Origin of the sequence: Marinobacter sp. CP1 (genome assembly GCF_001266795.1) — a bacterium.
In the GTDB taxonomy this organism is placed as follows: Bacteria; Pseudomonadota; Gammaproteobacteria; order Pseudomonadales; family Oleiphilaceae; genus Marinobacter; species Marinobacter flavimaris.
Map to the genome: position 1 here is coordinate 4,060,391 of NZ_CP011929.1, position 14,705 is coordinate 4,075,095.

13 protein-coding genes are annotated in these 14,705 nt (G+C 57.8%); 7 read left to right on the plus strand and 6 right to left on the minus strand.

What is annotated here, in order from left to right:
• Positions 1-35 precede the first annotated feature (35 nt).
• Positions 36-2,072: an NAD-dependent DNA ligase LigA gene (gene ligA, locus ACP86_RS18685; RefSeq protein WP_053115037.1), complete on the plus strand. Its 2,037-nt coding sequence runs from the start codon at positions 36-38 to the stop codon at positions 2,070-2,072.
• 144 nt (positions 2,073-2,216) lie between these two features.
• Positions 2,217-4,967, plus strand: a complete 2,751-nt coding sequence (locus tag ACP86_RS18690) for a hypothetical protein (protein ID WP_053115038.1) — start codon at positions 2,217-2,219, stop codon at positions 4,965-4,967.
• Between the two features lie 12 nt (positions 4,968-4,979).
• Here the strand turns inward: ACP86_RS18690 and ACP86_RS18695 are convergent, their stop codons facing one another.
• From ACP86_RS18695 to ACP86_RS18705, 3 genes are all read right to left on the minus strand, one after another.
• The gene (locus ACP86_RS18695; protein ID WP_008174418.1) at positions 4,980-5,612 is read right to left on the minus strand and encodes a CBS domain-containing protein; all 633 of its coding nucleotides are present in this window, start codon (positions 5,610-5,612) and stop codon (positions 4,980-4,982) included.
• A 73-nt stretch (positions 5,613-5,685) separates the two neighbouring features.
• Positions 5,686-7,584 carry a bifunctional tRNA (5-methylaminomethyl-2-thiouridine)(34)-methyltransferase MnmD/FAD-dependent 5-carboxymethylaminomethyl-2-thiouridine(34) oxidoreductase MnmC gene (gene mnmC / locus ACP86_RS18700; RefSeq protein ID WP_053115039.1) on the minus strand — a complete coding sequence of 633 codons (1,899 nt, stop codon included), beginning with the start codon at positions 7,582-7,584 and terminating at the stop codon, positions 5,686-5,688.
• Between the two features lie 4 nt (positions 7,585-7,588).
• A complete protein-coding gene (locus ACP86_RS18705; RefSeq protein WP_413540230.1) occupies positions 7,589-8,200 on the minus strand; it encodes a peptidylprolyl isomerase in 612 nt (203 codons plus the stop codon).
• Between the two features lie 227 nt (positions 8,201-8,427).
• Between ACP86_RS18705 and ACP86_RS18710 the strand changes: the two genes are divergently transcribed.
• Positions 8,428-9,177 carry a hypothetical protein gene (locus tag ACP86_RS18710; protein WP_053115040.1) on the plus strand — a complete coding sequence of 250 codons (750 nt, stop codon included), beginning with the start codon at positions 8,428-8,430 and terminating at the stop codon, positions 9,175-9,177.
• Between the two features lie 38 nt (positions 9,178-9,215).
• On the opposite strand, the gene ACP86_RS18715 is transcribed toward ACP86_RS18710, so the two are convergent.
• From ACP86_RS18715 to flgA, 3 genes are all read right to left on the minus strand, one after another.
• Positions 9,216-9,686, minus strand: a complete 471-nt coding sequence (locus ACP86_RS18715; protein ID WP_008174427.1) for a flagella synthesis protein FlgN — start codon at positions 9,684-9,686, stop codon at positions 9,216-9,218.
• Positions 9,687-9,693: 7 nt separating this feature from the next.
• Positions 9,694-10,020, minus strand: coding sequence for a flagellar biosynthesis anti-sigma factor FlgM (gene flgM, locus ACP86_RS18720; protein ID WP_008174429.1), 327 nt, complete (start codon positions 10,018-10,020; stop codon positions 9,694-9,696).
• Positions 10,021-10,193: 173 nt separating this feature from the next.
• Positions 10,194-10,895 carry a flagellar basal body P-ring formation chaperone FlgA gene (flgA, locus tag ACP86_RS18725; RefSeq protein ID WP_008174432.1) on the minus strand — a complete coding sequence of 234 codons (702 nt, stop codon included), beginning with the start codon at positions 10,893-10,895 and terminating at the stop codon, positions 10,194-10,196.
• A gap of 188 nt (positions 10,896-11,083) precedes the next feature.
• On the opposite strand from flgA, the gene ACP86_RS18730 reads away from it, so the two are divergent.
• The 4 genes from ACP86_RS18730 to ACP86_RS18745 are packed head-to-tail and all read left to right on the plus strand — an operon-like array spanning position 11,084 to position 14,695.
• Entirely contained in the window at positions 11,084-12,013 is a 930-nt protein-coding gene (locus tag ACP86_RS18730) for a chemotaxis protein CheV (RefSeq protein WP_008174434.1), read from the plus strand.
• 37 nt (positions 12,014-12,050) lie between these two features.
• Positions 12,051-12,878, plus strand: coding sequence for a CheR family methyltransferase (locus ACP86_RS18735; RefSeq protein ID WP_008174436.1), 828 nt, complete (start codon positions 12,051-12,053; stop codon positions 12,876-12,878).
• 3 nt (positions 12,879-12,881) lie between these two features.
• Positions 12,882-14,078 (plus strand): MFS transporter, encoded by a 1,197-nt coding sequence (locus tag ACP86_RS18740; RefSeq protein WP_053115041.1) that lies wholly within the window; start codon positions 12,882-12,884, stop codon positions 14,076-14,078.
• The gene (locus tag ACP86_RS18745) at positions 14,078-14,695 is read left to right on the plus strand and encodes a flavin reductase family protein (protein WP_053115042.1); all 618 of its coding nucleotides are present in this window, start codon (positions 14,078-14,080) and stop codon (positions 14,693-14,695) included. The genes ACP86_RS18740 and ACP86_RS18745 overlap by 1 nt, the downstream gene beginning before the upstream one ends.
• The last annotated feature ends 10 nt before the right edge of the window (positions 14,696-14,705 follow it).

Consider the following 14,705-nt stretch of genomic DNA (forward strand, 5'->3'; position numbering starts at 1 on the left):
CCGGGCATTTTTTTGAGAGACGAGAGTGCCAGTCCATGAGCAAAGCCACGCCCGACATCATTCAGCGTGTTGAAGAACTCCGTTCGGCGATTGATGACCATAACTACCGCTATTACGTGCTGGATGACCCGCGTGTTCCAGATGCGGAATACGACCGGCTGTTCCGGGAATTGCAGGGCCTGGAAACCGATTATCCAGAGTTGGCTTCGGACACGTCGCCCACGCGGCGGGTTGGCAGCGCCGCGGAAACCAGCTTTGAGGAGGTAGTGCACAGGCTGCCCATGCTGTCGCTGGACAATGCGTTCAGTGAGGACGAACTTCGTGACTTTGACCGGCGGGTAAAAGACCGGCTCGGTATCACTGAGGACGTGGAGTATGTCTGTGAACCCAAGCTGGACGGGCTGGCGGTGAGCCTGCACTACGAGAATGGCGCCCTGACTACCGCCGCCACCCGGGGGGATGGCTATTCCGGGGAGGACATAACCGCCAATATCCGAACCATTCCCTCGGTGCCGCTGAAGCTCCGTGGCGACGACGTGCCCGATCTGGTGGAGGTTCGCGGCGAAGTCTACATGCCGAAGGACGGTTTCGAGCAGCTTAATCGCCGCCTGGCGGAGCGTGGCGAGAAGACCTTCGTTAATCCCCGTAATGCGGCGGCCGGCAGCCTCCGGCAGAAAAAGTCGACGGTAACCGCCAGACGCCCTCTCGAAATGTGCGCCTACAGCGTTGCGGTAACCGACGAAAGCCTCTTGCCGGATACCCAGTGGGAGGGGCTCAAGAGAGTCCAGAGCTGGGGTTTCCGTATTAATCCCGAGATGCGCAAGGCCAGGGGCGCGGAGGAATGCCTCGAAGCCTACAGCGAGCTGATGGACAAACGGGACGGACTCCCCTACGAAATCGACGGTATCGTCTTCAAGGTGAACCGGCTTGACCAGCAAAAGGCCCTGGGTTTTGTATCCCGGGCCCCTCGTTGGGCGATTGCCCAGAAGTTTCCGGCTCAGGAGGAACTCACGGTTATCGAGGACGTGGAATTCCAGGTCGGTCGTACTGGCGCGGTTACCCCGGTTGCGAGGTTAAAACCCGTGTTCGTGGGCGGTGTAACGGTGAGCAACGCCACCCTCCATAACATGGACGAAATTCGCCGACTGGATGTTCATATCGGCGATACCGTGTTCATTCGCCGCGCCGGAGATGTGATTCCGCAGGTAGTCAAAGTGGTGGCCGAAAAACGCCCCTCAGGCGCCCGGGAAGTAGAATTGCCCCGACAGTGCCCGGTGTGCGACTCGGATGTTATCCAGATCGAAGGTGAAGCCGTTGCCCGCTGCTCTGGGGGCCTGTTCTGCCCCGCGCAGCGAAAGGAAGCCATTCGCCACTATGCCTCCCGCAAAGCCCTCGATATTGAGGGCCTTGGAGACAAGTGGATAGATATCATGGTGGATCAGGGCATGGTGGAAACCGTTGCCGATCTGTATCGCCTGACCACCGACGACCTGGTGAAACTTGAGCGAATGGGAGAAAAGTCGGCGGCCAATCTGGTGGCTGCCATTGATCGGGCCAGAAACCCCGTGCTCTGGCGGTTCCTTTATGCCCTTGGCATCCGGGAGGTGGGGGAGGCCACCGCTAAAGCCCTGGCGGGCCACTTCGGAACTCTGGAGGCCATTGCTGCAGCGGATGAAGAGAGCCTTCAAACGGTTCCGGATGTCGGGCCGATCGTTGCGGGTCATATCTGTAGCTTTTTCGAGCAGACCCACAATCGCGAAACCCTGGATGCCCTGCGTGAAGCCGGTGTGAGGTGGCAGGAAGAGGAAGTCCGGGAGGGAGAGAAGCCTCTGAAAGGCCAGACCTGGGTGCTGACCGGTACGCTTTCCGGAATGACACGGGACGAAGCCAAAGAGAAGCTGGAATCCCTTGGAGCCAAGGTGGCCGGAAGCGTTTCTAAAAAGACGGCCTGCGTGGTGGCTGGTGAGGCCGCCGGTTCCAAGCTGGCCAAGGCTGAACAGTTAGAGATACCTGTTCTTGATGAAGCCGGGCTGGTGGCGTTGCTGGAAGAGCACGGCCTGGGCGCGGGCTAACCGAATCTGAGAACTCGCGCAGATCCCCTGCGTATCAAATTGGCTACCATGACGTTGTTCTGTAACGGTGTGTAAACCGCCCGGTGTTCATGTTTCATCCGGGCGGTCGCTGCCATAACAACAACGATTGAAACGGATTTTTTCATGGGCGCCGATTTTCACTCTCGCATTCATCCTGTTCGCCAACTTGCCGTTCTGGCCCTGCTTTCACTGGGGCTCGCTGCGTGCAAGACGGAAAAGGATCCCGACCAGCCCACAATCCTTGGCGTACCCCCGGTGTTTGCCTATCTCGGTGTTGAATACTCCTACAACTTCGGGGCCTACGGTGGCGAAGATATCCTTGACTATTCCCTGACCAATGCGCCGTCCTGGCTGGCGCTCGAGGACACCAGTAACAAGGCCCGCCAGGGCATCATTATGCGCGGTGTCCCCGGTCTCTCCGGCGGTAGTCGAGGAGAGGCGGACCTGGGCAAGACCGAAGGCATCAATCTGGTAACAACCGACGGCCGCATGGCTGGCGCCCAGCCGTTCGATATTGATGTAAAGTACAACGTCATGTCTCTGGATGCAGAGCCGTTTACGGAAGGTGAAAGCCCGGAAATCCCTGCCAGTAACCGTGAACAATGTACCTTGCCCGATCTTGAAACCGAGGGTGAGCACAGCGTTACCATTAATCTCTACAACGATGACGGCTCCGTATCCGGTACCAGGGAGCTGACACTTCCGACGCGCCGCGTCTTCGTCAAGGTTACCCTGGATCAACCGTCGGTAACCCAGGTAGCGGTAGCTTTTGAGCTTTTGTCTGACTATGACGCATCCAGTTGCGACGTCGGATTCTCGCCTCCACACCAGAACTGCGATCACAGTGCCTCCAATGCGGGAGATGCGATCCTCGGCACGGACATTGTCGGGTTGGGCAGCAACAGTTCATTGCCTCGCGATGAGACGGGGGAAAGCGAGCTGGGCTATATCGACTATGAGCTTGACGAACAGGGCTTCTATACGCGCGGCGTGATCACACTTGAGCCGGGTATTACCGAGTGTTATCTGCCATTGGAGGTGGTCGAGGACAGCTTTGCCGAGCCCGTCGAGTCCCTTCGCCTGGCACTGACAGAAGTACGATCCGGTCTGGCCGGTCTTGGCAGCGGTAACGGTGGTGTCGTTACCAATTTGTCCATTCAGGACAACGAGCCGGTTCTGTCGCTGGAAACTGTAAACGGTGGCGGCAGGGATACGCTGAACGTAGGTGCTGTGCGCGAATACGTCGCGAGACTCTCTGGAGACAGAGACCGGGATATTTTTGCGAAGCTGAGCCACACCGAAGACTCCACCGCACGTCTCGAATCCGAGTTCGTTATCGAGCGACTTGAAGACGGAAACTGGGTTGAGAATGACGAACTGATTTTTCCAGAAGGGACCGATGAAGTGCCTTTCCGGATTCGGGTACCGGAGGCCGGCTATGCCAACCCGGCCTTCAGCGACCGGTTTATCCTGCTGGGTCTCAACGAGAACTTCCAGGCCGGTCGAGAGGATTATGCCCGGGCGGAGGCTGAAAATCTGATCCGGGTCAGCCTCAACGAGCTGACGTCTCCGCTTGCTCTGAACCCTGGCGACGGCTTTGTGGCCACAGACATCTCCATGGGCCATGACGGCAGGCTATTTGTTGCCGGCTACGACACCCAGGATAACGACAGGGTGCTGGTGCGGATTTTTGACCAACGAGGCACTCAGTTGCAGCAGGTTGACATATCCTCGGCGAGCGACAGCCTGAGCGCTCCGGATCCGGTCATTAACGTGGTGCAGCGGAAGGTGACCGGGGGTGGGACCAAGGTAGACCGGTTCGAATTTGTCGTTGCCTACAGCACCGATCAGTCTGTGGCGGGAACGTCCGGTCTGGGCGGCTTGGATTCAGTGACATCGCTTTACTGGTTTGATTCCGCCACCAACGGTGGCGAATACGTTCCCACCTGGACCATCCGGACCGGAACGGATGCTGATGATCAGGTTCGCTGGGCCGGAATCAACCGTGACACCGGCTACGTGATCCTGGCCGGGGAAACGGAAGGTGTGTTTGATCAGCAGCAGGGATCGGGCGGCAGGGACAGCTTCCTGCAGCGAATTGATACCGAACTGGACGGCAACACGCAGCAGCCTGCGGTTGCCTGGACCCGCCAGGCCGGCTCAGCGGCCGATGACCGTGTTGCCGGCGGCAGCACAGAATCTGTGAACCCCGGGTTGTTTGGTTCGGCCGCGGGATCTGTGGAAGGCGCTTCAGTTATCGGCGGCATTGATGCCTTCTTCTTTAACGCCTCCAGTGCCACCAGCGAACTTGATGTCAAACAGGTTGGCACCACTGGCGATGAACCGGTTTCCAACGGACTGTATACCGGTAGCACGCTCTGGCTGATTGGTGCCAGTGATGGATCCTATTCTGTGCTGGAGCAGGACGAGGAAGACCCCGTTCTGGAGAGGGAGGCGCTTTCCAGTGCGGCCGGGTTCCTGCTGGGATATTCAGCCGCCGGGAATGTCAGTCGGGCCTTCACCCTGAATGACGAAGACGATCAGTCCAGCGAGGCATTTCTTGGGTTGGCTAATTTTGATGGCGACATGGTTGTGGCTGGTACCACGAACGGCGACTTCGCCAGCGGCGGTGTGGTGTCCGGAATGGAGCAGGGCATCGCTGCCCGGGTATCGCTGGTTCCAGAACCCGAGACGGAAGATGAAGAGTCGGAATTCAGAAACAACTGGCGATACCAGCTTGCAGCGGATGACTCTGCGATCTTGGATCTGGAAAACTACCGGGATGACGAAATACCGGCATTAACCCGAATAGGCAACAACTGGTATGTGCTTCTCTTCAGTCCAGAGGGAGAACTGTTGACGCCTCTGAATTAGGGAACGTGGGGGCTACACCGTTCCCTGATGGCGGCCTGAGCTGGCGTAGAGTCGCAGGTAGTCCGTGCTGGTCACAATTCCGGAGGCGGCGCCTTTCGCATCTACCACCAGGGCTGCATTGAGCTGGTGGGCCAGCATAAGTCTGGCAAGCTGGTGGGCATCGGTTTCGGGTGAGGCTGTCAGGAAGGCGGGCAACTCGATGTGAACCAGGCTCTGGCTCATGGCATCGGCTTCATTCTCGTGAAGCCAGCCCAGGAGCCAACGCAGGTCGACAAGGCCGGCAACGTTGTTGTCCGCCATGATCACAAGGTGGTGCACCTGGTGCTCGTCCATGACGGTTAAAGCCTCAGAAATCGTTGCAGACGCCGGAACGGAATACAGGGTTTGAGACGAGATGCTGGATACCGGCAGATACGGACGGTCTTCCCGGCGCTCGCCAGCGGCCGCCGCGCCGTATTCCTCCAGCGCTTTGTAGCGACCGGCATTGGCGGCCTGCTGGAACTCGGCGTCCGTTGCCTCACTTCGGCCAGGATTGATGCTCTGGGTTTCTGCCAGCTCTGTAACATCACCCACGGGCCTTGCCCGGAATGTTTCCGGTAGCCGGGTTCCGACCGGGCGGCCGGGTTCGCTGACAAAAATGGACATGGGTTCTCTCCGTGACTATGCCACCATTTCGATGGTTATCGGCAGTCTGACCGGAAACTTCAGCTGGAGTTTATTACGAAACCACCACATTCGTCTGATAGAGGCGTCGGGTTTCAAGGCGTTTGGCCAGGTTCGCGGGAAGGCAGGGAGGTTGTCCGGTAAGCAAGTCAGCCAGATATTCGGCCAGGAGCGGTGCGTAGGTCAGTCCTTTGCTGCCAAGGCCAGTAAGGAGGTAAAGGCTATCGAGATCGCCGCTCTCGCCGTCGAAAACGGGGCCGGCCACCGGCTGGTAGTCATGGGTGGTGCATCGGAAGGCAACCCGGCCACTGAGTTCCTCGCCGCGAAGCGCATCGCTTTCATCGGAAAACACCGCAGGCAGCATCGAGCCGAGTTCGTCGATGTTCTCGTTATGACTTTCCACGGTGGGCGATGGGTTGTTGTCGCGTAGATCGAAGGTTGCGCCGGTTACGGCAAACTCGCCCAGTGCAGGGTTGAGGTACCGGTTCCCACAGACAACGGCCGTTGGGCCTCTGAGAGCTGTGGCTGGCAGGTGGCTAACCTGGCCACGAATGGCTTTCAGCCGGAAACGACCCTTTGTCGGGATAAGCTCCGGGCTGAGATGGCCCGAGCAGATGACCACCCGGTCAGCGGTGATCGATCTGTTGTTTTCCGTCAAAATGCTCCATGTTCCGTCCAAACGCCGAAGATTGTTGACCTCGCTATGGAACAGCGTGGATATCAGCGGGTGGTTCGCCAGTTCCTTGCAAAGGTTTGCGGGTTCGAGCCAGCCACTGCCGGGGAACCAGAGCCCGCCGGATTCCGTGGGCACGCCTGTCAGGGCGCTGGCCTGTTCCCGGGTCACCGGGTAAAAGATACTCCGGGGGTAGTCGTTCCTTTGGAGAAATTTCCGCTGCCGGTCCGCTTCCTGGGGATTGTGGGCCAGCTGTAGCAGGCCGGTCGGATGCCAGTGCTGGTCGCGCCAGTTGTGGTAGAAACGCTGCGCGAACGAGAGTGCTGTGAGCGCCAGCTCGGTCTGGTCGTTGAACTCTACGCCCAGCTTCACATACAGGGCGCCCTGGGCGTTGCCGGACGCCGCTGCACCCGGGCCATGGGCGTCGATCAGTGTTACCGGGTAGCCCCGGTCTGCCAGGTTTCTTGCCAGTGCGCAGCCGGCAACACCTGCGCCGATTATTGCGATCGATTCCTGTTGTTCCGTGGGAGCCGTTTTGATGGGTGCCGGGTTCTCCGCGACAAGAACGCCTTTCAGCATATCCCGTTTGCGACCGTATCCGGCGGTTTTTTCCATCCGGAATCCGGCCCCCATCAAGGCCCGACGAATCCGGCCAACGGAGGTAAAGGTCGCCAGAGTTGTACCCGGCCTGCTGTGTGCACGGATCTTGTTGATGATGTTTTCCAGCCACATATCCGGGTTGCGGGACGGAGCGAACCCGTCCAGAAACCAGGCGTCGGCTTGAAAATCCAGGGATTGCCAGGCGTCGTTAATGTCGCCGAAAAATAGCGTCAGTCGAACCTGCCCCCCGGCCAGGACCAGCCTGTGTACCCCACGCACCAGGGGTGGGTAATGCAGAAGCAGTTCGTCGGCCAGCGCAGCCAGTTCGGGCCACTGTGCCAGGGCCCGGGCCAGGTCCTCGTGGGTGAGGGGGAAACGTTCAACGGAAACGAAGTGCAGCGTCGCCGCATGGGCCGGAGCGTGTCGCTGCCAGGCTTGCCAGGCGGCGAGAAAGTTCAGGCCGGTTCCAAAGCCGTTTTCGGCAATAACGAAATTGCCGCCTTCGGGAATCTGTGCGAAACGTTCGGGCAACTGGTTGTGTTGCAGGAAAACGTAGCGTGTTTCCTCGAGACCATTGTCGCGGCTGAAATAGACATCGCCGAACCGGATGGACTCCGGGACGCCGTCGTGCCAAGCCAGTTCAGCGGGCTCTATTCCGGGCGGCAGGGGAGCACGGTCCACGGTGTCAGCCTTCGGGGTCGACCACGGTGACGGTTTCGATGATCACAGGTTCAACCGGCACATCGGCCATCCCCTGTTTCCGGGTGGTCTGTTTGCGGGCAATGGCATCGACAACGCCCATGCCCTCGGTCACCTTGCCAAAAACCGCATAACCCGGGCCGCGAACTCCGGCGTTCAGGAACCCGTTGTCGGAAAGGTTGATAAAGAACTGGGACGTGGCGGAATCAGGCGCACTGGTGCGAGCCATCGCAATGGTTCCACGAAGGTTCGGCAGTGTCTCTTTCGCTTCATTGCGGATAGGGGCCCGAGTGGACTTGCGGGAGAGATCCCGGGTGAAACCGCCGCCCTGGATCATGAACCCGGGTATAACCCGATGGAAGATGGTGCCGTCGAAAAAACCGTCTTCGGCGTACTGCAGGAAATTGTCGACCGTTTCGGGCGCAACATCCGGGCGAAGCTGAAGCTCGATAGCGCCTTCACTGGTCACCATGCGGACCTTCGGAAGAGGATCACTGGCCAGTTGCTCATTGGTTTGCGCCTGCACCGCGGCAGTCGGCATGAGCAGGGCGAGTGCCATAAGCAATACGGGTGTCACAGTTTTCAGGGGTTTTACCATGTTTGTCATTTGCAGCCGTTCTCCGTGTTATTAGCAGGTGTGTTTCCTGCGACAATTCGGCGAATTCTGTTATCAGGTGCCAGATCTTACCAGATGGTGATGGTAAAACGGGCACTGCATCCACGCACATTGTTGTGTGATCGGCTAACCTTCCCGATATCGGAAGTCATGGATCACACTGGCCGGGCCGGGTTGTACGGTTTTCACTGTTTAAAAGGAGACACTGGGTGAGAATCCGTCAGGGATTTGAAGAGAAATCACGCCTCGGGCGATTGCTTATCAATCGTGGGTATCTGTCTGAGGGGCAGGTTAACGAAGGCCTCAGGCTTCAGCGCGAATCGGGACAGCGCCTGGGTGAGGTATTTATCCAGGCGGGCTGGATCAGCGAGAAGGAGCTGCACCGTGTCCTCAAGCACCAGTCCCGCTATCGCAACGCTGCCGCCCTGGTAACAGCGGTCACGCTGCCATTCCAGCCCCTGGTAACCTTTGCGGCCAGCAATTCGGCCGAGGCGTCACAGGCAATACTGGAAGCCGGCGAACTTTATGACAGAGGCAATCTTGCCCCCATGAGCGAAGCCGAGCTGGCGGCGATTTCCGGTCAGGGCGATCCGACCTTGCTGCAGCGCATTGGTATTGTCAGCAAGATGGCGGAGAACCCCGCAGGAAATGGGGAGCAGGGCTCCGAGGCATCCGCAGATGTTATTGAAGGTCTCAAGCTTTCCGCCAATATCTTCGTGCCGGTTCTGAACTTCCTGGATTCAGATCTCAGCATTTCCGGTGTGCATTATCGTGAAGGGGAGCCACGTTATCGGGTAAGAGAAGATGGCGCCCTGATGCTGGCGTTCCCTGAGCGCATCGAGGAAATTCGGATGGACAATATACGGGTTACGGGAGGCCAGGGAGCTTCAATGGGCAACGTGAGCATTCACGACATCCGGTTTCATCCCGACTCCCAGATGACCATCTACACCCGATGAAGTGGAAAGCATGGCTCGGCAGAGCCATGCGTCCGGGCTCAGGCGCTGGCGAGCACCGTGCTGCTTGATACCGTGGTCTGCTGACCCTGTGCACCGTACAGCTTTTGCTGGCCGGTGGCGCCGCGGAAAATATCTGTGAGCCTCGACAAACGCTTTTGCAAGTGGCTGATTACGCGACCGTTGGTCTGGTTCAGCGTCTGACAGGTTCGCAGCTTCTGGTCCGCTTCCTGCCAGAGTTCGAAGAGATCCGAGAATCCGGCGCTGCGAATAAAGCGGGAAGGCTCGCCACTTTCGGGGCGATATCCCATTTGTACGAGCGTTCGGATTTTCTGTTTGGCGCGTTCGCGGACTGCACCGAGGAGATCGTTCTTCTCTCTGGTCAGGGCGTCCAGCTGGCGGAGGTCGGAATTCGCAAGGCAGGTCTTTTCCTTGCCGAGAACGTCAGCCAGTGTTTCAAGCTGGCTGATATCCTGGGAAAGAAGGGTCTTCAAATCATCAATTGCGGCCATGGTCTACTCACCCGAAAATGCTTTCATCCATCTCAAGCATTTTCTGGGCCAGCTTCTCGGCGTCAATCTTGTACGTGCCATTTTCGAGGGCGGAACGGATCTGCTCGATGCGGTCGTCATCCATTTCCGGATAATCGCCCAGCTTTTGTTCGAGCTGCTTCAGATTCTTTGCCTGATTGCTCAGGCTGACGTTCTCACCACGGGCCCCCTGGGCCTGTGTCTTCGCCTGTTCGTTGGATGCCGGCTGGGTATTCTGTGCGCCGGAGCTTTTGTCGGCCGTGGTTCTCTGGGTGTTGACCTGGCCGGGGCCAATTCCATTTAAGTCAACTGACATATCTGTACCTGCTTGCCTGTCGCGCCACGAATGCGGCGCTTACTCGAGTTTATGTCTTCTTAACGGCGGCGCCGCGAAAACCTTTAGTACTTTTAGCACTTTTTTTCATCTGCTTTTACGACCGGTTTTGCGGCATTCACTTGCCGCTCCGGCAAGCCTCTGCCGCACGCGGCTCACATCGGAATCTCCACGTGGCCCGGCGCGACAACGCTGGCTCTTATCGTGCGCGATGAGCGCAGATTCTCAACCAGAACCTGTTCGCCAACGCTGGCGCTTGCCAGGGCTTTGCCCCGGGAACGTACTGAAAATCCACCGGTTTTGGCGGTGATGATAACATGATCGCCTCGTTCGACCGCATTCGGGGCCGAAAGCATGTCTGGTGTAACGAGCGATCCGGCATTCACTGCGCGCCGCACTTCCATGCCAATCGCCTGCTTCGAGTCGGTAATCACGCCACGTCTGGATGAATTGATTTCAACAGACTGCTTCGCAAGCAGCCCTTCGGTTATTCGCTCTCCACGTGTGAGTGGCCTCGCTGCCACCAGGGCTGGCCCATGGATAGAGACTGAAGCGGTAACAAACATTCGCCATGGGCGGGTTCCTTCGCAGGCTACCTGCAACGACGGGCTGGTGCTTTTCCATGGATCCCCGCTGAACTCTACACTCAAAGGCTTTTCGCACTCGGCGAGAGCGAGGCGGCTGTCGATGGAACCGGGTTCGAAGGAAACGGTGTAGCCATGCTCGGCCTGTTCAGACGCAAAGCTGTCCAGAAACGCCAGGGTTGCTTTCTGAATCTGTTCAGCTGTCGTTCCAGCAAGGAGCGGCGTGCTCAGGCCAGACATTAGCAGTAGTAGGGCGAAATTCGTGATGCGCATACGTATCAGTTTGTCCTATGCTGTCAACAACAGGGCAGAAAAGCCCGAATCAGGCTAAGGATTCGGTAAAAGTGGCCGTTAAATGGGCTGACCCACCCCTGATATGACGGGTTTCCGTCGATCAGGCTATTATTCAGTGAACAGCAAGATATATGCCGTTGTAATTCCGGCAAGCCAGGAGAATCGAAATGGCAGGGGTTTTGGACAGTGTCAACCAGCGCACTCAGATGGTCGGAAAGAACCGCCTAGAGCTGCTTCTTTTCCGTCTCAGGGGGCGTCAGATCTACGGGATCAACGTGTTCAAGGTGAAAGAGGTTCTGCAGTGTCCGAAGCTGTTCTCCCTGCCCAACAGCCGGCCGGTTGTTCGAGGCGTAGCCCATAGCCGGGGTGAGACTATCCCCATTATCGATCTGAGCATGGCAATCGGTCTGCCCGGTATCCCGCAAGAAGAGCTCTCCACCAGCTTCGTCATCATCACTGAATACAATCGCAAAACGCAGGGTTTCCTGGTGAGCGGTGTCGAGCGAATCATGAACATGAACTGGGAAGAAATCCTGCCTCCACCCAAAGGGGCCGGCAAGGATGTCTATCTTACCGCTGTCACGAAAATTGATGATAAGCTTATCGAAATCATTGATGTAGAGAAGATTCTTTCAGAAGTTTCTCCGCTTGGGGAGGACGTAACCGAAGCCGTTCTGAGTAAGAGCGCGGATAGGGTACCGGGGCATCTGCCCGTGCTGGTGGTCGATGATTCATCCGTGGCCCGGCGCCAGATACAGCGGTGTCTCACCGCAATTGGCATGGAAGTGGTGCTGAAAAACGACGGCAAGCAGGCTATTGAACATCTGAAGGAAATCACTGCGGATGGTTCCCGGGCCAAGGATCACTTCTCCCTGATCATCTCGGACGTGGAGATGCCTGAAATGGATGGCTACACCCTCGTCACCAAGGTGAAAGAGGACCCGGCGCTTTCGGATATGTTTGTTATGCTTCACACCTCACTCAGCGGTGTGTTCAACCAGGCCATGGTAAAGAAGGTCGGGGCCGACGACTTTATGGCAAAGTTCAGTCCGGACGAGCTGGCAGAGCGGGTGATGGAAATCATCGACCAGGGTTGATGGAGCCGCTCAAAGATTCACTCAGAACAGAGACCCAATGAAAGCGGAAATAACGCCACAGGAATATGAAGCCTTCAAATCGTTCCTGCAGGATGCCTGTGGGATTTTACTGGGCGATAATAAACAGTACCTGGTCAAAAGCCGGTTGCGCAGGATTCTTGAAGAGAACAGCCTGAATACCCTGGGTGAACTGCTCGAGCGCCTTAAGCGCCCCGGGCGGGGCGGTCTGAAAGAGACTGTCATCGATGCGATGACAACCAATGAAACCCTGTGGTTCCGTGACAATCACCCTTTCCGGATTCTTCAGGAGAAACTGCTTCCCGAATTCGCAGAGCGCAACTCGATGCAGCCTTTGCGTATCTGGTCTGCGGCCTGCTCAACCGGCCAGGAGCCGTATTCGATTGCCATGATCGTCGAGGAGTTTCGGCGGGCGAGGCCCGGGAAGCTGCGGGATGTAAAGATCACCGCGACGGATATCTCCAAAAGCGTTCTTGATGTGGCTCGCAAGGGCGAGTATGAAATGCTTGCCATTGGTCGGGGGCTCTCGCCAGAGCGCCAGAAGCAGTTTTTCACGCCGTCCCTGAACGGTGGCTGGCAGATCAAACCCCAGATCAAGAGCATGGTGGAGTTCAAGGAGTTGAACCTGCTTGAGCGTTATATGCTGGGCAAGTTCGATATTGTGATGTGCCGGAACGTTCTGATCTATTTTTCGGCGGACCTGAAAAAGGACATTCTCACCCGGATGCACGCCACCCTGAACCCGGGCGGCTACCTGGTTCTTGGTGCCTCGGAATCGCTCAACGGCTTGCCCCATCTCTATGAGATGGTTCAGTGCCACCCCGGAATCATCTACAGGAAAAAATAATCCATGCCCCTCAATGTCTGGGTCCTGGTTGCCGCTCAGGCGCTGGCCATGTGCACAGCGCCTTTTATCGTTTTTATAGGCAGCATTCAGGGCAGAATGCTCGCCCCGGCGCCCGAGTACGCAACACTTCCCGTCGGGCTGGTGGTCGTAGGCACCGTTCTGGCTATCAAACCGGCAACCTGGTTAATGGAGCGCATTGGGCGCAAGCGCGTGATGCTGCTGGGTGCCATCATGGGCATTGTTGCAGGTCTTATGGGAGGCCTGGCGTCCTGGACTGGTCTGTTTTCCCTTCTTTGTCTTGCGGCCGTGGTCGGTGGTACCGGGCTTGCGGTGGTTCACCAATATCGGTTTGCGGCCATGGAATCCGTGGCGCCGGGTATGGCGGGTTCTGCTGCCGCTCGCGTGTTGCTGGGTGGTCTGGTCGCAGCCTGGCTCGGGCCGGAAGTTGCGGGTCTGGGTAGCGGCGCGGCGGAGCAATACCCGTTTCTGGTCAGCTGGATCGCGCTGGCGGCCGTCCAGGGTGCGGCTTTGCTGATCCTTGCTATCGGTTACCGGGCAGGGGCCGAGCGCGTCCAGGAATCCCGGCCGGGAGGAGGCCGCCCCCTACGGGAGATTATGGCGAACCCTTTGATCTGGGCGGCCATGAGTGCCGCGGCCATTGGCTATGCGGTGATGAGTTTCATCATGACGGCGACGCCGCTGAGCATGACCGAAATGGCCGGCCATGACCTCGACGATGCCAAGCGGGTGATCCAGCTCCACATAATGGCCATGTATCTTCCGTCGCTGATCAGCGGTTGGCTGACACGCGTGGTAGGCATTCCCCTGATGATGGCAGCGGGCCTGCTGGCCTATCTGGGCTGTATTGCCCTTGCCGCGAGTGGTGTCAGCTTCCACCACTATCTGTCAGCGCTGTTGTTGCTCGGCGTTGGCTGGAATTTCCTGTTCGTTGGTGGCACAACGCTGCTGCCCCGGGGGTATCGGGATGCCGAACGCTTCCGCGTCCAGGGCCTGAACGACATAATGGTTTTTGGCTCCCAGGCGACCGCGGCGCTGTCTGCCGGCGCAATTCTGAGCTGGCTGGGCTGGGGCGGTCTGGTCATGGTTGCCGTACCCTTCCTGATACTTCACGGGTTATTGATGACTTTGTGGCTGTTGCGCGAACGAACGCCCGAAGCTGCAGTTAACGGGAGAGAGTGATGCTTATAGATTTCGAGGATATGGATCCGAAAGATGCCTACCACATCCTTACCCAGACAGTGATTCCGAGGCCAGTTGCCTGGGTGCTGAGTGAAAATCCGGATGGGGACTACAATCTGGCGCCATTCTCGTTCTTTACGCCGATCACCAGCAATCCCCCGTTGCTGATGATTTCCGTTGGTAAAAAACCGGCGGAGGGCGTTTCGAAAGACACCCGGGTAAACATTGAAGCGAGAAAGAATTTTGTCGTTCATATCGCCCACCGGGATCTCGCCGCGGCGGTCACAGAATCCTCGCGAACCTTGCCCCATGGCGAATCCGAACTGAAAAATCTTGATATGGAGCTGGTGGATTTCGAAGGCTCGAATCTGCCTCGGCTCAAGGACTGCCACGTGGCTTTTGCCTGCGAGCTCTACGACATCAAGGAAATCGGTGCCGGGCCCCAGTCACTGGTATTCGGAAAAGTCACCCGGGTATGGGTATCTGATGATGCAGCCCGTTACGATGACAAGAATCGCCTGACCTTCAATGGCGCTGCGATTGATCCGATCGGCCGTCTCGGGGGAAGCGAATACGTCACCTTCGGTGAAATCCTCAAGATTCCGCGGCCATCCTGAACCGGGGGCA

Coding starts and splice junctions, on each gene's coding strand:
- ligA (WP_053115037.1), top strand. CDS start 36: ATGAGCAAAGCCACGCCCGACATCATTCAGCGTGTTGAAGAACTCCGT.
- ACP86_RS18690 (WP_053115038.1), top strand. CDS start 2,217: ATGGGCGCCGATTTTCACTCTCGCATTCATCCTGTTCGCCAACTTGCC.
- ACP86_RS18695 (WP_008174418.1), bottom strand. CDS start 5,612: ATGTCCATTTTTGTCAGCGAACCCGGCCGCCCGGTCGGAACCCGGCTA.
- ACP86_RS18705 (WP_413540230.1), bottom strand. CDS start 8,200: ATGGTAAAACCCCTGAAAACTGTGACACCCGTATTGCTTATGGCACTC.
- ACP86_RS18715 (WP_008174427.1), bottom strand. CDS start 9,686: ATGGCCGCAATTGATGATTTGAAGACCCTTCTTTCCCAGGATATCAGC.
- flgM (WP_008174429.1), bottom strand. CDS start 10,020: ATGTCAGTTGACTTAAATGGAATTGGCCCCGGCCAGGTCAACACCCAG.
- flgA (WP_008174432.1), bottom strand. CDS start 10,895: ATGCGCATCACGAATTTCGCCCTACTACTGCTAATGTCTGGCCTGAGC.
- ACP86_RS18730 (WP_008174434.1), top strand. CDS start 11,084: ATGGCAGGGGTTTTGGACAGTGTCAACCAGCGCACTCAGATGGTCGGA.
- ACP86_RS18735 (WP_008174436.1), top strand. CDS start 12,051: ATGAAAGCGGAAATAACGCCACAGGAATATGAAGCCTTCAAATCGTTC.
- ACP86_RS18740 (WP_053115041.1), top strand. CDS start 12,882: ATGCCCCTCAATGTCTGGGTCCTGGTTGCCGCTCAGGCGCTGGCCATG.
- ACP86_RS18745 (WP_053115042.1), top strand. CDS start 14,078: ATGCTTATAGATTTCGAGGATATGGATCCGAAAGATGCCTACCACATC.